Annotated in this window: 17 protein-coding genes; 7 read left to right on the top strand and 10 right to left on the bottom strand. The window is 65.8% G+C overall.

Annotated elements, in window-relative coordinates; all coding sequences use genetic code 11:
• Window positions 1-37: 37 nt before the first annotated feature.
• Both rclC and ABDW49_RS14560 read right to left on the bottom strand, forming a co-directional pair.
• Window positions 38-622: a reactive chlorine resistance membrane protein RclC gene (gene rclC, locus ABDW49_RS14565; RefSeq protein ID WP_343612738.1), complete on the bottom strand. Its 585-nt coding sequence runs from the start codon at window positions 620-622 to the stop codon at window positions 38-40.
• 12 nt (window positions 623-634) lie between these two features.
• The gene (locus ABDW49_RS14560; protein ID WP_343612737.1) at window positions 635-979 is read right to left on the bottom strand and encodes a carboxymuconolactone decarboxylase family protein; all 345 of its coding nucleotides are present in this window, start codon (window positions 977-979) and stop codon (window positions 635-637) included.
• A 108-nt stretch (window positions 980-1,087) separates the two neighbouring features.
• On the opposite strand from ABDW49_RS14560, the gene ABDW49_RS14555 reads away from it, so the two are divergent.
• Complete coding sequence (locus ABDW49_RS14555) at window positions 1,088-2,056, top strand: AraC family transcriptional regulator (RefSeq protein ID WP_343612736.1); 969 nt, start codon at window positions 1,088-1,090, stop codon at window positions 2,054-2,056.
• Between the two features lie 37 nt (window positions 2,057-2,093).
• Here ABDW49_RS14555 and ABDW49_RS14550 read toward each other — a convergent pair whose 3' ends face one another.
• The gene (locus ABDW49_RS14550) at window positions 2,094-2,546 is read right to left on the bottom strand and encodes a tRNA (cytidine(34)-2'-O)-methyltransferase (RefSeq protein WP_343612735.1); all 453 of its coding nucleotides are present in this window, start codon (window positions 2,544-2,546) and stop codon (window positions 2,094-2,096) included.
• Window positions 2,547-2,755: 209 nt separating this feature from the next.
• Between ABDW49_RS14550 and ABDW49_RS14545 the strand changes: the two genes are divergently transcribed.
• Window positions 2,756-3,442: a hypothetical protein gene (locus ABDW49_RS14545; protein WP_343612734.1), complete on the top strand. Its 687-nt coding sequence runs from the start codon at window positions 2,756-2,758 to the stop codon at window positions 3,440-3,442.
• A 45-nt stretch (window positions 3,443-3,487) separates the two neighbouring features.
• Here the strand turns inward: ABDW49_RS14545 and ABDW49_RS14540 are convergent, their stop codons facing one another.
• Complete coding sequence (locus ABDW49_RS14540; RefSeq protein ID WP_343612733.1) at window positions 3,488-4,513, bottom strand: LacI family DNA-binding transcriptional regulator; 1,026 nt, start codon at window positions 4,511-4,513, stop codon at window positions 3,488-3,490.
• Between the two features lie 185 nt (window positions 4,514-4,698).
• Here ABDW49_RS14540 and hisD (ABDW49_RS14535) point away from each other — a divergent pair, with 185 nt between their 5' ends.
• Both hisD (ABDW49_RS14535) and ABDW49_RS14530 read left to right on the top strand, forming a co-directional pair.
• Entirely contained in the window at window positions 4,699-6,030 is a 1,332-nt protein-coding gene (gene hisD / locus ABDW49_RS14535; protein WP_343614303.1) for a histidinol dehydrogenase, read from the top strand.
• Window positions 6,030-6,797 (top strand): SDR family oxidoreductase, encoded by a 768-nt coding sequence (locus tag ABDW49_RS14530; RefSeq protein ID WP_343612732.1) that lies wholly within the window; start codon window positions 6,030-6,032, stop codon window positions 6,795-6,797. Before hisD (ABDW49_RS14535) ends, ABDW49_RS14530 begins: the two co-directional genes overlap by 1 nt.
• A gap of 61 nt (window positions 6,798-6,858) precedes the next feature.
• Here ABDW49_RS14530 and ABDW49_RS14525 read toward each other — a convergent pair whose 3' ends face one another.
• The 3 genes from ABDW49_RS14525 to ABDW49_RS14515 form a co-directional block, all read right to left on the bottom strand.
• Window positions 6,859-8,106 (bottom strand): MFS transporter, encoded by a 1,248-nt coding sequence (locus ABDW49_RS14525; RefSeq protein WP_343612731.1) that lies wholly within the window; start codon window positions 8,104-8,106, stop codon window positions 6,859-6,861.
• A gap of 62 nt (window positions 8,107-8,168) precedes the next feature.
• The gene (locus ABDW49_RS14520; RefSeq protein ID WP_343612730.1) at window positions 8,169-9,305 is read right to left on the bottom strand and encodes an ester cyclase; all 1,137 of its coding nucleotides are present in this window, start codon (window positions 9,303-9,305) and stop codon (window positions 8,169-8,171) included.
• A gap of 34 nt (window positions 9,306-9,339) precedes the next feature.
• The gene (locus tag ABDW49_RS14515; RefSeq protein WP_343612729.1) at window positions 9,340-10,056 is read right to left on the bottom strand and encodes an alpha/beta hydrolase; all 717 of its coding nucleotides are present in this window, start codon (window positions 10,054-10,056) and stop codon (window positions 9,340-9,342) included.
• A 193-nt stretch (window positions 10,057-10,249) separates the two neighbouring features.
• Between ABDW49_RS14515 and ABDW49_RS14510 the strand changes: the two genes are divergently transcribed.
• Window positions 10,250-11,302 carry a cupin domain-containing protein gene (locus tag ABDW49_RS14510; RefSeq protein WP_343612728.1) on the top strand — a complete coding sequence of 351 codons (1,053 nt, stop codon included), beginning with the start codon at window positions 10,250-10,252 and terminating at the stop codon, window positions 11,300-11,302.
• 113 nt (window positions 11,303-11,415) lie between these two features.
• On the opposite strand, the gene hisD (ABDW49_RS14505) is transcribed toward ABDW49_RS14510, so the two are convergent.
• Window positions 11,416-12,711: a histidinol dehydrogenase gene (hisD, locus tag ABDW49_RS14505; RefSeq protein ID WP_343612727.1), complete on the bottom strand. Its 1,296-nt coding sequence runs from the start codon at window positions 12,709-12,711 to the stop codon at window positions 11,416-11,418.
• 178 nt (window positions 12,712-12,889) lie between these two features.
• On the opposite strand from hisD (ABDW49_RS14505), the gene ABDW49_RS14500 reads away from it, so the two are divergent.
• Together ABDW49_RS14500 and ABDW49_RS14495 are read left to right on the top strand one after the other, a co-directional pair.
• The gene (locus ABDW49_RS14500) at window positions 12,890-13,942 is read left to right on the top strand and encodes a LacI family DNA-binding transcriptional regulator (protein ID WP_343612726.1); all 1,053 of its coding nucleotides are present in this window, start codon (window positions 12,890-12,892) and stop codon (window positions 13,940-13,942) included.
• 222 nt (window positions 13,943-14,164) lie between these two features.
• Window positions 14,165-16,498, top strand: a complete 2,334-nt coding sequence (locus tag ABDW49_RS14495) for a TonB-dependent receptor (RefSeq protein ID WP_343612725.1) — start codon at window positions 14,165-14,167, stop codon at window positions 16,496-16,498.
• Between the two features lie 92 nt (window positions 16,499-16,590).
• Here the strand turns inward: ABDW49_RS14495 and ABDW49_RS14490 are convergent, their stop codons facing one another.
• Window positions 16,591-17,874, bottom strand: a complete 1,284-nt coding sequence (locus tag ABDW49_RS14490) for an amidase (RefSeq protein ID WP_343612724.1) — start codon at window positions 17,872-17,874, stop codon at window positions 16,591-16,593.
• Window positions 17,871-18,647, bottom strand: a complete 777-nt coding sequence (locus tag ABDW49_RS14485) for an aldolase/citrate lyase family protein (RefSeq protein WP_343612723.1) — start codon at window positions 18,645-18,647, stop codon at window positions 17,871-17,873. The genes ABDW49_RS14490 and ABDW49_RS14485 overlap by 4 nt, the downstream gene beginning before the upstream one ends.
• Between the last annotated feature and the right edge of the window lie 54 nt (window positions 18,648-18,701).

Below are 18,701 nucleotides of genomic sequence, written 5' to 3'. Positions count from 1 at the left end.
GGGACCACCGGCGTCATGCTGAGAGCCTGTTTGGTTTTCAGGCCTTCTCTCGTCCGGCGAGCATCCGCCGCGCGGTGTCGACGATGATGATCCATCCGCCCGCCAGAATGGCGACATCCTTGATCACCAGCCGTCCGGCGCCCGACAGATAGGGGAAGCCATGTTGCGCATCGCCCAGCGCGGGCACCCAGGCCTCTGGCGTGGTGACCAGGAAGGACAGGGTGACGAAGGGCGTCAGAAAGGCCAGCACCGCGCCCGCCAGACCCAAAGGCTTCGAGAACAGGCCCGAGAGGGTCAGCGTGCCGATGATGATCTCCACCGTGCCCAGCCCGTTGGAGAACGCATAGGTGTTGTTGGCGATCTGCCAGGCGCGCTGGGCGGGGATCAGCACGCCCTCCTTGGTGAGATGCGCCGCATACTCGGCCGGATGGGCGTAGAAAAAGCGCATGAAGGGGCTGTTGGCGACAAAGGTGGTGATGCTGTCGGCCTCATAGGGCTGGAATTTCAGATAGCCGATCCAGAGGAAGATGATCGCGATGGCGATCTTCATCAGGGCGATCCCCAGACGGTCGGAGCGCTGGGACGCGACCAGCCGCAGGGCGTTGTGATAGAGCTTGGTCATGGCTGTTCCTCCTCAGGCCTGATCGAGGGCGTCGAAGGCGTCGATCGTGCGGGTCGAATAGACCAGCGCGGCTCCGGCATTGACCGCGATGGCCACGCCCAGCGCTTCGGCGATCTCTTCCTTGGTGGCACCGGCCTTGCGGGCGGCGGCGACATGGACAGTTATACAGCCGTCGCAGCGCAGGCTGATGGCGACCGAGAGGGCGATCAGCTCGCGGGTCTTGGCATCCAGCGTGCCGGTGGCGGCATTGGCCTGGCTGATCTGGACATAGCCCTTCACCGTGTCGGGGCTGAGCTTGCCGATCTGGCCCACGCCGGCGGTGACTTGCTGGCGGTATTCGTTCCAATTCATCATCATGGTACATCTCCTTTTCGATGTGATCATGATGGCCCGGAACGTGCTGCCTGTTGATGCCCGCGCGGCGCATGCTTATGACCGTGAGGATCAAATCACGGGATTGCCGCCATGAACGAGACCCGCGCCCCGCGCGACGCCCTGACCAGCCTTGCCCCCATGTTGCGGGTCCGCCCGGAGCTTCAGGACTATTGCCGCTTCGGCGGGGACTGGTGCGCCCGGCATGACCCTGAGGAAAGCGGTTGGGCGGCCTTTCACATCGTTTTGAAGGGCAGTTGCGTCGTCGAGCGGGCGGGGCAGGCGCCGGTCGCGCTGCAGGCGGGCGATGTGCTGCTGCTGCCGCATGGCGATGGTCATGTGGTCTTTGGCGGGGATGACCGGGCGGCTTTCCGGCCCATCCATTATTCCGGCCGCGACACCATCCGCCTCAAGCAGACCGAGGGCGTGCCCATCGACACCGAGCTGGTCTGCGGCAGGCTGCATCTGGAAAGCAGCAGCGAGAATCTGGTGCTGCGCACGCTGCCGCGCGCCGTGCTGCTGACGTTGGGGGGGATCGATGGCTGCCTTGGCCTGATCGGCCTGATCGTCGCCGAGCTGGAGCAGGACCGGGCGGGCTCTGCCGCGATCACCCGCGATCTGGCGAGCGCGATGTTCGTGATGCTGCTGCGCCGCTGTTTCGAGACTCTGGCGCCCGCCGAAGGCCTGCTGGCCCTGCTCGCCGCGCGCGAGACCGCCAAGGCCGCCGCCGCCATGCTGGAAGATCCCGCGCGCCTGTGGGAGCTGGATGAGCTGGCCGCCATCGCTGCCGTGTCGCGCCCCTCGCTGGTGCGGGCGTTCCGGCGGATTACCGGACTGCCGCCCTTTGGCTTCCTCACCGAATTGCGGCTGGGGATCGCGCGGCACCGGATCATGGACACCGCCGAGCCGCTGGCGCAGATCGCGGCGGATGCGGGCTATCAGTCCGAAGCGGCTCTGAGCCGGGCCTTTCTGCGCCGCTTCGACATTCGCCCTGGCGCGCTGCGCAAGGCGGCGCAGCATGATCAGGCAAAGGGCAAGCAGGGGAAAGGCCCGGAGGACTGATCCTGCCGGGCCGGCCGGAGTCTTCCAGCTCGATGTCCTAGCCGGGCAGGCTGCCTGTCTGGCGCAGGGCCTCGCCCAGCGCGAGGGCGGCGGTGGTGGCCAGATTCATCGAGCGGACCTGCGGTTGCATCGGGATCCGCACCCGCGCGTCGCAGACATCCGAGACCGCGGCGGGCACGCCCGCGCTTTCCTTGCCGAACAGCAGGATATCGTCGGGCCGATAGGTGAAATCATAGGCCGACCGGTCGGTCTTGGTGGTGAAGAGCACCAGCCTCTGTGTGCCGATGCCGGCCCGGAAAGCCTCGAAGCTGGCATGGCGCGTGATGGTCACATGGTCGATGTAATCCATGGCGGCGCGGCGCACGCGGCGGTCGTCCCAGGTGAAGCCCATGGGCTCGATCAGATCGACAGCGGTGGCGAAACAGGCACACAGGCGCAGGACGGCGCCGACATTTCCGGCAATTTCCGGTTCGAAAAGGGCAATACGCATGAAGCCTGCTTGGCGCCTGAACGCGCGCCATGCAAGCGTGCAGCTTGGGGGCGCGTGCGGGTGGGGGAGAGGGCTGGTACCGCAAATCCGGCTTCGCCGGATTTCCAAACAGGATTTACCGGCATGGGCGGTTACTGTGCCTGTACTTGTCGCCAGACATGTGCTGCATGCGCCGTGGACGGGGGTATGCTCCTTGAGGATGAAGTGACATGAAAATTCTTGCGACGATGCTGGTATCGGCTCTTCTTTCCAGTGCCGCAGTCGCTCAGCCTGTTGCCGCGATCGATGCGGGCAACTTCTCGGCCGATCCGCTGTTCCGGCAGTATATCGGCGACTATTTCCAGATCGCCCATGCGCTTCAGAGCGGTTTCGCGGCCAAGATGATGGAGGGCATGCCCGCCGAGGTGAAGGCCGCCGCCCCCGCCATTCCGGCCTGCGTGAACGAGATGCAGAAGGAGATGTTCCGCGATGACATCTTCGTCACCCCGCTGCTGACCAAGCTGCAGGGGACGGGCCCGGCCGACCGCGAGCAGTTCGCCGCCTTCGCCCGTTTTCTCCATACCAGCGATGGCGGGCGTCTGATCGCGCTCAACCATGAGGCCAACGCCGTCTCCGACAAGCCGGATGCCGAGGGCGCGCCCCAGCTCGTGAGCGACCGCGATGCCAAGCTGGAGCAGATGAAGACCCTGCTGGCCGGCCAGCCCAAGCCCAATCAGCTCCCTCAGGCGATGTTCGGCATTGGGGTCTATATGGGCGCCATGGGCGATGATCCTTCGGCCGATGCCGCCATGGAGCAGGCGCAGGAAAGGGCTCACGCCAGCGCGCCCTGTCAGGCCATGGAAACCCAGATGGCCGCCTATCAGAAGGCCCATCCCGAGGCGGCCGGGAAGAAGTAAGGCTGGCCGTTCCATCCCCGCATGGCCTGATCGGCCTTGCGGGGATTATACGCTGATTTTTGCAGGCCGCGTGCTGGAGCGCACCATCAGCGTGCCGGGGCATTGCACCTCTTCGTGGCTCTCGGCATCGGCGCGCAGGGCGTGGATCAGGCGCACGGTCTCATCGACCATTTGCCGCGCGGGCTGTGAATAGCTGGTCAGGGCGTAGCCGGGCCAGGCCGCTATCGGCACATCGTCATAGCCCGCGATGGAAATCTCGCGTCCGACATCGAGGCCGAACTCATGGCGCGCGACGGTCAGCGCGGCCAGCGCCATCGTGTCATTGGCGCAGAACAGGGCGTCGGGCCGGTCGGGGCGCACCAGCAGGCGGCGGGTCGCGGCCATCGCGGCCTCGAAAGAGAAATGGCCCTCCTCGCGGATGGGGGCAGGGTGGCCGCGTTCGGCCAGATAGGCGTTGAAGCCCGCCTCGCGCTCGGCATTGGTGGAGCTTTCGGGGGTTCCGGCAAGGAAGGCGAGGCGTTCATGCCCGCCGCCCAGCAGATGGGCCGCAATGCTGCGCGCGCCGGTGGTGTTGTCGCCCACGACGCAGGAGGCGTCGTGCTGGCCTGTCGTGCGGTTGTAGAGGATGATCGGCACCTGCGCGCGGCGGCATTCCTCCGCCAGCTTCGAGGATAGGCTGACCGAGAGCAGCACCAGCGCGTCGATGCGGTAATGCAGCACCTCCTGAATGGAGGGTTCGGCGCCCTGTGAGCCATGCGCCGGGAACAGCATCAGGCGCAGATTGGCGGTCTCCAGCGCCTGCGAGAGCAATTGCAGCGTCTGCACGAAAAAGGGGTTGGCCAGATCGCCCACGCCCACGCCGATGATGTTCGACTTCCCCCGCAGCAGTGAGCGGGCCAGCGGGTTGGGCCGGTATCCCATCTGCGCGGCGATGGCGATGATGCGGTCGCGCTTGTCGGGCGACAGGCTGGAGCCCGGCGTGAAGGCCCGCGACACCGCCGATTGCGAGACGCCCGCCGCGCGCGCCACATCGTGAACGGAAACGGCGGCGGGGGTGGGGTCGCGGGTCATGGTGGCGGTGGTAGCTGGTGAAAGGCTTGCAAAGCAATTTGAATATGCATTCAATCATAAAAATCATAAAATGTGGCGTTTGAAATTTGTAAAATGTCATATTGGAAAATTTCTGTGACTATGTATTCATAAGCTTCGACGAGTCGGAGCGGGCGCGTGCCTGCCGCTCATTGAGGAGGATGATGATGGCCCAGTATCTCAAGCGCGGCGCGGCAGCCGATGTGAAAGCGGAAGCCGACCGCAAGGTTCGCGACATTGTCGAGGCGGCGCTGGCCGATATCGAGAAGCGCGGCGACGCGGCCCTGCGCGACATGAGCATCAAGTTCGACGGCTGGGACCGCGAGGACTATCGCCTTAGCCAGTCCGAGATCGATGCGGCGGTGGACAGCCTTTCCCCGCAGGAGCGCAAGGACATCGAATTCGCCCAGACCCAGGTGCGCAACTTCGCCCGGATCCAGCGCGACAGCGTCAAGGATGTCGAGGTCGAGACGCTGCCCGGCGTGGTGCTGGGCCACAAGAACCTGCCGGTGAATGCGGCAGGCTGCTATGTGCCGGGCGGCAAATATCCGCTGCTGGCCTCGGCCCATATGAGCGTGATCACCGCCAAGGTGGCTGGCGTGAAGCGCGTCATCACCTGCGCGCCGCCGTTTCAGGGCAAGCCCGCGCGCGCCATCGTGGCGGCTCAGGCGCTGGCCGGGGCGGATGCGATCTATGCGCTGGGCGGCATTCAGGCGATCGGCGCCATGGCCATCGGCACCGAGACGATCGATCCGGTCGATATCCTTGTCGGCCCCGGCAACGCCTTTGTGGCCGAGGCCAAGCGGCAGTTGTTCGGCCGTGTCGGCATCGATCTCTTCGCTGGCCCCACCGAAACGCTGATCATCGCCGATGAGATCGGCTGCGATCCCGAAATGGCCGCCACCGACATTCTGGGTCAGGTGGAGCATGGGCCCGACAGCCCCGGCGTGCTGCTGACCAACTCCGAGGCCTTTGCCCGCGCGACGATGAAGGAAATCGACCGCTTGCTGGACATCCTGCCCACGGCGGATCATGCTCGCAAGGCATGGGAAACCTATGGCGAGGTGATCGTGGCCGAGAGCTATGAGGAAATGGTGCGCGTGGCCGACGAGATCGCCAGCGAGCATGTGCAGGTGATGACGCAGGACCCCGAATATTTCCTGCAGAACATGACCAATTATGGCGCGCTGTTCCTGGGCAACCGCACCAATGTGTCGTTTGGCGACAAGGTGATCGGCACCAACCACACGCTGCCGACGAAGAAGGCGGCGCGCTACACGGGCGGTCTGTGGGTCGGCAAATTCCTCAAGACCTGCACCTATCAGCGCGTCACCACCGATGAGGCCAGCGCGCTGATCGGCGAATATTGCAGTCGCCTCTGCGCGCTGGAAGGCTTTGCCGGTCATGGTGAGCAGGCCAACATCCGCGTGCGCCGTTTTGGCCACCGCGATGTGCCCTATGCCGGGCAGGTCGAGCCCAGCGAACTGACGGCCGTCTGATGGAGGCGCTGCCACAGACGCCGGCCTTCCGGCTCGATGGGCAGCGCGCGCTGGTGACGGGGGCGGGGCGAGGCATTGGCCTTGCCGCCGCCGCCGCTCTGGCGCAGGCGGGCGCGCAGGTGACCCTTGCCGCCCGCACCGCGCGCGAGATCGAGGAGGGCGCTGCCGCGATCAAGGCCGCTGGCGGTCAGGCGCAGGCGGCGGTGCTCGATGTCAGCGATATTGCCGCGGTCGAGGCCTTCTTTGCCAGGCGCCCGGCCTTCCATGTGCTGGTCAACAATGCGGGCACCAACCGGCCCATGCCCCTGTGGGAGGTGAGCGAGGCGGATTACGACGCCGTGCTCGACCTCAATGTGAAGAGCGCTTTCTTCGTGGCGCAGGGCGCGGTGAAGGCGATGATCGCCGAAGGGATCAAGGGCAGCCTGATCCATATGGGGTCGCAGATGGGCCATGTCGGCGGGCCGAAGCGCTCGCTGTACTGCGCCTCGAAATGGGCGATCGAGGGGATGAACAAGGCCTTTGCGCTGGATCTGGCGCCGCATGGCATCCGCTCCAACACCATCGCGCCGACCTTTATCGAAACGCCGCTGACCAGGCCCTTCTTCGAGGATGAAGCCTTCCGCGCCAGCGTGCTGGCCAAGATCAAGCTGGGCCGCATCGGCACGGTGGAGGATCTGATGGGCCCGGTGGTGTTCCTGGCCAGTGAGGCCTCGGCGCTGATCACCGGCACCAGCCTGATTGTCGATGGCGGCTGGACCGCCGACTAACGATTCTGTCGCTCGTAAAGAAAACCCCCGGCTGCTGGATCAGCCGGGGGTTTTTTACGTTTCAGGCGGCAAGCGTTTCGCGCTGGCTGATCCACAGGAAGGCGGCTAGCGTGAAGGCCAGCGCGGCGCAGCTCATGGCGATGGGCATGCCGACCTGCTGGGCGATGCTGGCGGTGATCAGCGGCGAGAAAAAGCTGATGATCCGCCCCCAGTTGAAGATCGAGGCCGCCGTCGATTGCAGATGCGGCGGGTAAAGCTCGGCCATCCACGCGCCCCAGATCACGCTGGAGCAAAGGGTCGCGCCATAGATCAGGCCCAGCCCGCGCAGCAGCATCACATTGGACGGCGCCAGCAGAAAGGCGACGATGGCCGCCGAGGCGATAAAGAAGCCCACCGCATTGAAGCGCCGCCCGAAACGGTCCGCCGCCCAGCCCCAGAAGAAGCCGCCCGCGATGTTCCCGGCGAACTGCCACGCCAGCAGATTGCCCGCCAGCGCGGAGGAAAAGTGGCGCTCGCCGGTGAGATAGGTGGTCAGCCAGCCGCTGAAGGCCGCATAGCCGAAGAAGTTGAGGCCCGTCATCGCCGCCAGCGTCAGCGTCTGGCGGCGCACATCGGGGGCGAAGAGTTCGCGCACCGGCAGCTTGTCGCCGCGCTGGCTGGCCAGATCGATGCGCGAGCCCGCCGAGATCATCACATAGGCCACCACCGAAAGCACCAGCGGCGGCAAACCGCCCGCCCACAGCAGACTATGCCACTGCCCCGGCGCGACCGCCCCCATCGCCAGCCCCAGCGCCACGATGGAAAGACTGAAACAGGCGTTGAGAATGCCCGCCAGCCGCCCGCGCACCGTGGGGCGGAACAGGTTGCAATAGATGCCCACGCCGACCGGAAAGCTGGCCCCGGCAAACAGCCCCAGCAGGAAACGCTGGGCCAGCAGTTGCGGATAGCTGCCCACGGCTGTTCCCGCGATCAGCATCGCGCCATAGCCCGCCACCAGCAGCGCGAACATGTGCCTGCGGCCATAGCGGTCGGCCAGTTGCCCGATCACCACCGCGCCGATCAGCGCGCCCGCGCCTTGTGCGGAGTAGGTCGAGCCTGCCTGCATCAGCGAGAGGCCCAGCGACTCGCGGATAAAGGGGCGCAGCACGTCCACCGTGTTCCACGCCCAGCCGTAGAGGAACTCGCAGACCATCAGCAGCACGAAGATCGCCACCTGATGGGGCAGGGTGATGTCCGGCGTGTCGATGGCCTGCTGGGGCGCGGGCTCCGGAACGGCGGAAGCGGGCAGGGCGGGGGTGGCGGTGGGCATCCTCGGAACACTCCGGCGAGGAAAGGGGGGCGGGGCCGCGCTGGGCCCCGCCCGTTGCACGATCAGGCGGCGGCCTGAATGGCGGCCAGCTTCAACTGCACCAGCATCGAGAACTCGTCATAGACCGCCCATTCATCGACGATCTTGCCGTCCTTGATATGGAAATGCGTCACGCCCATCACGAAGAGCGGGTGCCCGGTGGGCGCGCCCAGCGAGCCATAGCCCAGATGGTGGCCATCCATCACCCAGCGCAGCGCATATTTGGTGCCGCCCTCCTCGCTCTCCACCGAGCAGATATGCTGCGGCACGAAGCTGCAATCGGGCATCAGCGCGACAAGGCGCATCGTCTGCTGCAGCACCGCCGCCACGCCGTACAGTTCGCGCATCAGCGGGCCGTGCCACTGGCAGTTGGGGGCGTAGATCTCGTGGATCTTGCCGAACATGCGCTTGTTGTAGATGTGGTGCAGCCAGGTGAGGAGCTGCGCCTCGCCCTCATTGTTGGCGATGGAGAGGTCGGCCTCGCTCTCGGGCGGGTACTGGCCCAGCAGGCGGCGGTTTTCGGCGGTGTCCATCACCGGCTCGCCAAGGTCGAACTTGCGCTGGGCGAGGGTCTGGGCGAACTCATGCGGGTCGAGGCCGACCTGGATCAGCGGGCCCATGTTGTCGCGCACGATCCATTCCTTGTAGATCTTGTTCTCAAGGATCATGCAGTCGGCCACGGTGCGGGTGCAATAGGTGCGGCCCGTCGGCTTGCCCCAGGCGCCAAGCTGGGTGTGGCGGCCCGAGCCATGAGTCATATGGCTGGTGTAGAAGCCGTTCACATCATCGCCGTTCCAGATCACCTGCTGGGCCATGCCGCGCCGGTCGGGAAATTCGACGAGGCGCTGGATGGTGTCGCGGATATGCGTCTCGCGGTCATACATCGTGCCCAGCGTGGTGTAGGCGACGCAATTGTGGGTGTAGTGGCTGTAGATCAGCCCGACATCGCGCTCGTCCCAGATGCGGTGGGTGCAGCGCACGATGTAGTCGACGATGTCGGTGTAGCAGTCGTCGAAGCCGCGCATGCTCTGCACGCGGGGGCGGTTTTCGGGCACCAACTGCGTGAAATCGCGGCGTTCGACCTGCAGCACGCGGCCTGGCTGGGCGGGCACGGCCTGAGGGGCGGCGGCGGGCTTCTTGGGGGTTTGGGCGTCAGTCACGAAAGGCCTCTCCATTGTGCGACATGAGGGAATGTTATGGGTGGACGGGCGCGGGCGCCAGCCATTCGGCAAGCGCGCGGGCGCAGAAATCGGGACACTCGAGCGGCAGGAAATGCCCGGCATCGGGGGCGATGTGCAAAGTGGCGTCAGGCAGACCGGCGGCCAGCTCCTGCTGCAGGGCGGGCGGGGCGATCTGGTCCTGAGCGCCGCCCAGTATCAACGCGGGCATCGCCATGGCGGGCAGCAGCGGGCGCTTGTCGCTGCGGGTGAGGGCGACCTCGGTCTGCAGGCTGAGCGTGTTTTCGGGCGATTCGCGCGCCATGCTGCAGATCAGTTGGCGCAGCGAAGCATCCTCCAGACGCGCCGTCGCCACCGAGCGGGGCCATAGCTGATCGACCGCCGCCACCGGATCACCGGCCCCGGCGATGCGGCGGGCGGCGTGATCGGCTGCAGGCACATCGCGACCATTGGCGGCGATCAGCACCATGGCGCCGATGCGCTGCGGGGCGATGGCGGCCATCTCCAGAGCGACGATGGCGCCAAGCGAAAAACCGACCGGGATAAAGCGGGCGGGGGCGCTCTCCAGCAATCGGCGGGCCAGCGCTCCGGCGCCGGGCAGGCCGGTCATGTCGCCATGCAGGATATCGCGTTCCACCCCGGCCAGCATCGGGCCGAACACCCGTGCGTCGCACAGGGTGCCGGGCAGCATCAGCAGCGGCCAGTCGGGATCGATGCGCGAGGGCGCTGTCACGTGTCCATTCTCCCGTCCGGGATCGATGGTTCGTCCCGGTTCGTTGCTGGCTGCGCGTCACAAATCTGGCGGGCCAAATTCGCTTGCGCTGGGCATGGCGATGGATTACCACATTTGCATTCGAATGCAAGTATGGGATGAAAAATTCCGGCAGAGACCGGCGATTTGGGGCCCTGAAACAATGGAGCGATTCGTGACTGAACAGACAAACGGGGGGATGGCCGGCGATGCACTGGCCGGAACGGCGATGGCTGGCCGTCTGGTGCGCTATGCCGACCTCGTGCCTTGCCGCACCGCCTTTATCGACACCCGCACGCCCGGTTCGACCGAGAAGGAAAACTTCACGATCATTGGCCCCGGCGTGTCCGAAAGCCCCGATCAATTCGTGCATATCGCCCTGCCGCATGGCTTCAACATCGGCGGCGCGCGCCAACCCTTCGGCTGCGTCAATTCGCAGCATAGCCATGAAACGGCAGAGGTTTTTGTCGTTCATTCGGGCCATTGGCGGCTGCTGTTCGGCCCCAATTGCGAGGATGGCTCGCTGGAAATCGGGCCGGGCGATGTCGCCTCGGTGCCAACACAGATGTTCCGTGGTTTCGAGAAGGTCGATGAAGGCACCGGCTTCCTGTGGGTCGCGCTGGGGCAGGATGAGCCCGGCAAGGTGACCTGGGCCCCCGCCGTGCTGGAGGCCGCGCAGGATTTCGGCCTGAAGCTGACCAAGGGCGGCCAGTTGATCGACACCAGCAGTGGCGATTACGAGCTGCGCGATGTCGAGCTGGAAACCGGCCTCGATGCCGAGGCTGCCGCGCAATTGCGCACGCCGCCGCTCGAAAAGCTGCTGGAATGCGTGGTGCGCGCCGGGGAGGCTTCGGCCAATCCCGCTTCGCCACTGGCCGCGCCGGGGGTGGTGGAGGCGGGCATCATCGTGCCTCAGGCCACCAGCGACGGCTTTGCGCCGGGGCCGATTTCGGGCTGGTGGCCGCATGGTCTCAACCTGCGCCAGCTCACCTTGCAGACCGGCGCCTATGTCCCGCTGCATGCCCGCGCCGAGGAAGAGGTTATCTTCATCCAGTCCGGCACGCTGGAGGTCAGTTGGGCCGATGGCAGCCTGATCATGGGCGCCGGTGACACGCTGACGGTGCCGATTGGCCTGCAGCATGCCTTCCGCAACACCGCCTCCGTGCCGTGTGAGGCGATTGTGGTGCGCGGATCGGAGGATCCGGCAAGGCCGGTGTTTGCCGGCTAAGCCTGGCGCAAGGCGCTGAAAAAAGGGCGGTCCGGATCAGTCCGGGCCGCCCTTTTTGTGGGGTTTGTCGGCAAGGAAAAACCCCGGCGCTGTTGGGCGCCGGGGTCCTCAAATCAGGCGTTCTGCTTCAGGCGTTCAAAGCGGATCGCCGCGGCCTTCTGATGGCCTTCGAGGCCTTCGCTGCCGCTCTGGCGGATGGCGGGCGGGGCGACGGCGGCAATGGCCTTGTCTTCCAGCCACTGATGCGTCGCGATCTTCACATAGGAACCGACCCAGAGCCCGCCCGTATAACGCCCCGCGCCCATCGTCGGCAGCGTGTGATTGGTGCCGACATTCTTGTCCGAATAGACCACGCTGGCGTTCTCACCGATAAACAGCGAGCCGTAATTGCGCAGCTTCCTGGCGAAACCATGCGGGTCGGCGGTGTGGACCTGCAGATGTTCGGCGGCGACGTGATCGGAATAGGCGATCATCGAGGCTTCACTGTCGCAGAGCACGATCTCGCCGTAATTGGCCCAGCTTTCCGCCGCGACCTTGGCGGTGGCGAGGGTCTCAAGCTGGCGCTCGACCTCCTTCACCGTCGCCTCGGCCAGAGCGCGGTCGGTGGTGATCAGGCCCACGCGGGTGCGCACATCATGCTCGGCCTGACCGAGGAGGTCGCAGGCGATCAGTTCGGGGTCGCCTGAGGAATCGGCCACCACGAAGATCTCCGAAGGACCGGCAAGCTGGTCGATGCCCACGGGGCCGAAGACCTGACGCTTGGCCTCGTTCACAAAGGCATTGCCGGGGCCCATGATCTTGTTGACCTGCGGCACGGTCTGCGTGCCATAGGCCATGGCGGCGATGGCCTGCGCCCCGCCGATGCGGAAGATGCGGTCCGCGCCCGAGAGGTGGCAGCCCGCGATCATCGCGCGGTGCGCGTTGGGCGGCAGGCAGGCGACGACCTCGGCGCAGCCCGCGACCTTGCCCGGCACGATGGTCATGATCGGCGCGGAGAGCAGCGGGAAGCGGCCGCCCGGCACATAGGCGCCCACGCGGTCGATGGGGATGACGCGGTGGCCAAGATGCAGGCCGGGGATGGGCTCGATCTCCAGCGGCAGGATGGTGCCGAGCTGGGCCTGCGCAAAACGGCGCACGTTTTCGATGGCGAATTCGGTGTCGGCGCGGGTCTGGGGATCGAGTTCATCCAGCGCGGCGAGGCGGTCGGCCTGGCTGACCTCGAACTGCTCCAGATCGGCATTGTCGAATTTGGCGGAATAGCGGCGCACGGCGGCATCGCCCTCGCGGCGCACATCGGCCAGCACGCTCGCGACGATTCCGGTCACGTCATTGTTGTCGGCGATCGAGTCGCGGGCGGGGGCCTTGATGTAGACGGTGGTCTCGGAAAAGCCTTGCGGCGCGGTGGTCATGGTTTTCTCCCGGCGGTTTTGGTGACTGAGGTTTTGCATCAATACTGCATTCGAATGCAAGTGTCACGCGGGATTTTGTGCATCATGGCGCCGGGCATCCCGGATATGGCGCCATGTCATTTGCCTTGGAGATGCAAGCCAATTAGAGAAAAGTCCGTTCCAGGCTTTGAGGGTGCCGATGCCCAAACCGCAGACCAACAAGAAATCCACCTCCACCATCATGGAGCAGGGGCGGCGCCCGACATCCTATGATGTCGCGCGGATCGCGGGCGTGTCGCAATCGGCGGTGTCGCGCTGTTTCGCGCCCAATGCCTCGATCGGCGCGGCCAAGCGCGAGCTGATCCTGAAGGTGGCCGCCGAAATCGGCTATCGGCCCAATGCGCTGGCTCAGGCGCTGATTTCCAAGCGCACGAATATTGTGGCGCTGATCATTTCGGCGCGCACCAACCTCTATTATCCCGAGGTTCTGGCCGAATTGAGCGCGCGTTTGAATGAGCGCGACATGCGTGTGCTGCTCTTCTCCCTGTCGGAGGAGAGCGAGGTCGATGGCGTGCTGGACCAGATCTGGCGCCATTCGGTCGATGGGGTGATTTCGGCGGCGCGTCTTTCGGCGGCGCAGGTGGCGCAATTTGCCGAGCATCGCGTGCCTTTGGTGCTCTACAACCGCGTGGCGAGCGCGGCGCCTTCGGTGCGCTGCGATTCCGTGTCGGGCGAGCGCGGGCTGGTCGAGCATCTTCTAGCCGCCGGGCATCGCCGTTTCGGGCTGATTTCGGGCCCCGCCGACAGCTATGTCGGTGAGGAGCGGCGCACGGCGGCGCTCGCCGCGCTGGCGCAGGCCGGGGTGGGCGATGTGCCCGAGAGCCGGGGCGACTTCTCCTATGACAGCGGGCACCGCGCGATGCATGCATTGCATCAGGCGGTGGGCGCGCTCGATGCGGTGATCGCGGTCAGCGATCTGATGGCGATCGGCGCGATGGATGCGGCGCGGCGCGATCTGGGGCTGAGCATTCCCGGTGATCTCTCGGTGGTGGGCTTCGACGGGGCGGGGCCGGCGCGCTGGGGCAGCTATGATCTCACCTCGGTGCGGCAGCCGGTGCGGCGCATGACCGATGCGGCGGTTTCCATGCTGGTCGAGCGGATCGAGGATGCCACGGCGCCCGCCGAGCAGCGGCTGTTCACCGGCGAATTGCTCACCGGCAGCAGCGCGCGAATCGCGATGCCGGAGATGTGAATGCGAAGGCAATTTACGCAGGAATTTTTTCGCTATGAAAAATAGCTGTATTGCCCTGTGATTCGCGGTGTTATCGAATATTCACTGATTTTCCGTGATATTTTGGCCGTGACGTTAAGCGCATATGCGTCAAATGGCCAATGACTTCGAATGCAAAAAATGATGGACGGGCCGCGACCTTCCCGATAGATTTCTCCCCAGAACAAAGAAAAGGGGAGTCACATGCACAAGCACCCACTGCTAAGGGGCGTTTCCGCCTTCACACTGACGATGCTGGCCACGCCCGCTCTGGCCGCGACGGAGCCTGCTGCGGATCAACCGGCGGTGGCATCGACCTCTGCCGCCCCTGCGGCCAATGATGCGAGCACCGGGGAGATCATCGTCACCGCCCAGCGCCGCAGCGAAAAGCTGCGCGACGTGCCCATCTCGATGACGGCACTCTCGGGCGATGCGCTTAACAAGCTGCGCGCCAACGATATTTCCCGCGTCGAATTTGCCACGCCGGGCTTCACCTGGGGCTCGCAGGGCTCGGATTCCTTCCCCGCCATCCGCGGCGTGCGCACCAGCCTGGTTTCGGCGCAGAACGACCCCGTCATCGGCTTCTACATCGACGGCATCTATCAGAGCCGCACCCAGCAGCAGTCGATCCCGCTGTTCGACATCGCGCGCGTCGAAGTGCTGCGCGGCCCGCAGGGCACGCTCTATGGCCGCAACACCTTTGGCGGCAATGTCAGCATCGTCACCGCCGAGCCCACCCATGATTTCGGCGTCGGCGCCAATCTGGAAAAGGGCAATTACAACCAGTCGCGCGTCGACGGCTACATCAACCTGCCCGTCACCGACACGCTGGCGGTGCGTTTTTCCGGCGTGTTTCAACGCCATGACGGCTATGTCCATTCGACCACGCCCGGCGTGGTGCTCGACGATCTGAACGAGAATGCCGAGCGCGTCGCCGTGAAATGGACCCCCACCAGCGATCTGGAGGTCACGCTGCATGCCGGCACCTGGCGCCGCGACGATGCGGGCGCGGGCTCCTATGGCTACAAGGTGGCCGGCACGCTGATCAATCCGGCGACCGGCTATCAGTCGATCAACGGCCAGCCCTATGCGGTCAATCCCTCGGTGCCCAATGGTTCGCCCAATGTCGCGGGCCGCGACATCGGCAAGCCGGTGACCGGCGGCGCCTGGACCAATGACTGGGATTACCAGCCCTTCGAACACATCGCCGAGGATTATGTCTCGGGACAGATCGCCTACAATCTGGGGCCTGTGACGCTCAAGTCGATCACCGGCTACACCCATTTCCGCGCCCATCGCAGCGCCGACAACGACCAGTCGAGCGTCACCTTCGAGGGCCTCGGCTATGGCTCGGGCGTGCAGGAGGCCAACACGCGCTCCAACGCCTTCACGCAGGAGGTGCAGCTTGCCTCCAACGCCAAGGGGCGGCTGGAATGGATCGTTGGCGCCTATTATCTGCATGACAGCATCTTCGAGACCTATCAGCAGAAGATCACCGCGCCGGGTGCCACCACCACCGGTTTCCGCGCCGATGCCGGGCTGACGACCGACGCCTATGCCATCTATGGGCAGGGCACCTTCCAGCTTGTGCCCGATCTGCTCAGGGTGATCGCGGGCGCGCGCTACAGCCATGAAAAGAAGGCGTTCAACTTCGCCGACTGGGCCGATGCCGCGCCGGGCACCTACAACTTCATGTCGCCCTATTCGGTGACATCGGGCGCGCCCAGCTTCAGCAGCGGCACATGGCGCGCGGGCCTGCAGTTCACGCCGGACCGCAACACGATGATCTATGCCACCGCCTCCACCGGTTTTGAATCGGGTGGGGTGAACGACACGGGCGGCAATCCGGCCATTCCCTCCTCCTATGCCCCGCAAAAGGTCTGGGCCTATGAGGCGGGCATCAAGTCGAAGATTCTGGGCGGCAAGGGCGAGATCGAGGCCTCGGGCTTCTACAACAAGTTCTCGAATTTGCAGATCAACGTCTACACGCCGCTGGTGTCCTACTTCGGTTCGGCGGGTCAGGCGCGCTCCTATGGTGGCGAATTGGCGCTGCGGCTCGATCCGGTGCCGAATTTGCACATCAACACCACCCTGTCCTTTATGAATGCGCGCTACACCCGTTACATCAGCGGTAACAACTTCTATGGCGCTTCGGGTGGGGCCGATCCGGTCTCGGTCGATCTGGCGGGCAAGAAGATCCCGCAGTCGCCCGATTTCAAGGCGACGGTGCTGGCTTCCTATGACATCGATCTGGGCAAGGCGGGCACGCTGACGCCCTCGGGCAACTGGCTGCATTCGGGCGGTTACTACACCACCGATTACAACACGGTGCTCGATTACCAGAAGGCCTATGACAAGCTGGGCGCCTCGCTGCGCTGGAGCGCGGCCAAGGGCAACAACACCTATATCGAGGCCTATGGCGACAATCTGACCAACCAGGCCACGCTGCTGAGCGGCGTCGTCGGGCGGTTGGAGCGTATTCAGGTCTCCTATGGCGCGCCGCGCACCTATGGCGTGCGGGTCGGCACCAAGTTCTGATCGCAGAAAAACAGGGCCATGTTGCGCAACATGGCCCTTTCAACCTTCCTCCCTGCAGCGGTCCCGCCCTGTCGGCGGGACCGTCTTTTGTGTCAGGGGCGCTCCAGCATGGCGGCCAGGGCGAAGAGCGCGGCTTCCTGTCGGGCAGGCACCAGCAGTTCGGCGCCGACGGGGCGCTCACCGGGCGCGGCAACGGGCACGCTGATCGCGGGCCATCCGCTGCGTGCCGCCAGTTCGGGCGCCCAGCCGCCCGGAGGATTGCCCAGCCCCTCGGGGATGACGCGCATGGTGGGATAGAACAGCGCGTCCAGCCGATGCTGCGCCATCACCGCCCGCAGCATCGCGGTCAGCTCACGATGGCGGGCGAGGATGGGGGGCGCCGCATCGGGGGAGATGGCCATGCGTTTGGTCAGGCTCTCGCGATGGTCGGGCAGGAAGGCGCCGCCTGTCACCAGCTCGGCCAGAGAGGCGGGAGCGTTTCCGGTTGAGGCACGCCCGGCAAGATAGGCGTCGAAGGCCGCGCCAAATTCCGCATCGACGATATGCGGCCCGGCCAGCAGATCCTCGACGCCGGGCAGGGTGAGCGGATCGACCAGTTCGATTCCCCCACGCGCCAGCCGTTCCAGCGCCTGATCGCAGGCGGCCAGAATGCGAGCATCCTCACCGAAGGCCTGCCGCACCACACCCACGCGGCGGGGCGCCGCGTTCCCGCCGATCTGCCCGCCCATGATCTCATAGAGCAGCCGCGCATCGGCCACGCTGCGCGTGATCGGCCCGATGGTGTCGGTGCTGGGGGCCAAGGGCGCGACGCCCTCCAGCGAGAGCATGCCATGCGCCGGACGCAGCCCGACCAGCCCGTTGCAGGCCGCCGGAATGCGGATCGATCCGCCCGTATCGGTGCCCAGCGCCGCCATGGCAAAGCCGCGCGCCACCGCCACCGCCGATCCGCCGCTCGATCCGCCCGCCGTGCTGTCGGGGGCGAAGGGGCAGCGCACATCGCCGCCCAGCGAGCTGCGCGAGCGGATCTCGAAGGAGAACTCCGAGAGGTTGGTCTTGCCCACCACCACCGCGCCTGCCGCGCGCAGGCGTGCCACCACCGGCGCGTCGCCCGGTACCATGGCCCGCGCCAGAGCCTTGCAGCCCGAGGTGGTGGCCATGCCCGCAACGTCGATGTTGTCCTTGATGGCCAGCACCACGCCATGCAGCGGGCCGAGGCCTTGCCCTTGTGCCGCGGCATGATCGGCGGCTTCAGCCTCGGCCTCGGCCTGCGGGTTGATGGCCAGCATGGCGTGCCAGCGGTCATCCTCCTGAAGGATCAGGCTCAGGCAGCGGGTGAGGGCATCCTGCGCGCCGCCCTGTGTCAGCGGCTCGATCATGGCTTTGTTTGCGCCAGCAGATTGGCCGCGCCCTGCAGCATAAAGCTGTGATCCGACCCGAGCAGGAACAGGCTGGCGCCCTTGGCCTCCCACTGCGGCACATCCTGCGGGCGGGCGAGGAACATGCCGACGCGGCGGTTGTGCTTGCGCCCGGCCGCGCAGATGCGCTCCACCGCCGCGACCACGCGCGGATCGTCCTGAGAGGTCGCGCCATAGGCCACCGTCAGATCGACGCGGCCCACGAAAAGCGCGTCGATGCCCGGCACGGCGGCGATGGCGTCGATGTCCTCCACGGCTTCGGGGTCCTCGATCTGGGCGATGGCGACGGTCTGTGCCGCGCTGTTTGCCAGATGGTCGGCGATGCTGCGCCTTGTGTAAAGGGCGGCGCGTGACGATCCGGCATAGCCGCGCCCGCCCGCGCCATAGTGGCAGGCGCGGGCGAAGGCCTGGGCTTCGGCGGCGCTGCGGATATGCGGGGCGACGACACCGGTCGCGCCGCAATCCAGCGCATTGAGGATATGCTCGGGCGCCGTGGCGGGCACGCGCACCAGCATGGGCATGGCGGCGGCGCGGGCCATGGCGATGCTGCCGTCGATGGCGATGCGGTCGAAGGGGGCGTGCTCGGCATCGATGCACAGGCAGTCGAGATCGGTGAGCGAGAGCACCTCGGTGACGATGGGGGAGGGCGTCTTGAGGAAGGTGCCGATCAGCGTGGTGCCTGAATGCAGGATGTCGCGGAAGTTTGCGGCGTTGTGGGGTGGGGTGTGGGCCAAGGTCGTATCCTCCCGTTCTGTCGCGGGCTGATGGATCGATCCTGGTCTCGCCGC

It is taken from the genome of Novosphingobium sp. (assembly GCF_039595395.1).
GTDB lineage: Bacteria > Pseudomonadota > Alphaproteobacteria > Sphingomonadales > Sphingomonadaceae > Novosphingobium.
Note: the sequence above shows the minus strand (reverse complement) of the source record. Positions and strands in the feature narration are given on the sequence as shown.

Bases quoted from the DNA above. Each gene is read 5' to 3' on its own strand.
- ABDW49_RS14530 (WP_343612732.1), top strand. From the start codon at position 6,030: ATGGAGGCGCTGCCACAGACGCCGGCCTTCCGGCTCGATGGGCAGCGC.
- hisD (WP_343614303.1), top strand. From the start codon at position 4,699: ATGGCCCAGTATCTCAAGCGCGGCGCGGCAGCCGATGTGAAAGCGGAA.
- hisD (WP_343612727.1), bottom strand. From the start codon at position 12,711: ATGACCACCGCGCCGCAAGGCTTTTCCGAGACCACCGTCTACATCAAG.
- ABDW49_RS14490 (WP_343612724.1), bottom strand. From the start codon at position 17,874: ATGATCGAGCCGCTGACACAGGGCGGCGCGCAGGATGCCCTCACCCGC.
- ABDW49_RS14560 (WP_343612737.1), bottom strand. From the start codon at position 979: ATGATGATGAATTGGAACGAATACCGCCAGCAAGTCACCGCCGGCGTG.
- ABDW49_RS14550 (WP_343612735.1), bottom strand. From the start codon at position 2,546: ATGCGTATTGCCCTTTTCGAACCGGAAATTGCCGGAAATGTCGGCGCC.
- rclC (WP_343612738.1), bottom strand. From the start codon at position 622: ATGACCAAGCTCTATCACAACGCCCTGCGGCTGGTCGCGTCCCAGCGC.
- ABDW49_RS14555 (WP_343612736.1), top strand. From the start codon at position 1,088: ATGAACGAGACCCGCGCCCCGCGCGACGCCCTGACCAGCCTTGCCCCC.
- ABDW49_RS14540 (WP_343612733.1), bottom strand. From the start codon at position 4,513: ATGACCCGCGACCCCACCCCCGCCGCCGTTTCCGTTCACGATGTGGCG.
- ABDW49_RS14525 (WP_343612731.1), bottom strand. From the start codon at position 8,106: ATGCCCACCGCCACCCCCGCCCTGCCCGCTTCCGCCGTTCCGGAGCCC.
- ABDW49_RS14495 (WP_343612725.1), top strand. From the start codon at position 14,165: ATGCACAAGCACCCACTGCTAAGGGGCGTTTCCGCCTTCACACTGACG.
- ABDW49_RS14500 (WP_343612726.1), top strand. From the start codon at position 12,890: ATGCCCAAACCGCAGACCAACAAGAAATCCACCTCCACCATCATGGAG.
- ABDW49_RS14545 (WP_343612734.1), top strand. From the start codon at position 2,756: ATGAAAATTCTTGCGACGATGCTGGTATCGGCTCTTCTTTCCAGTGCC.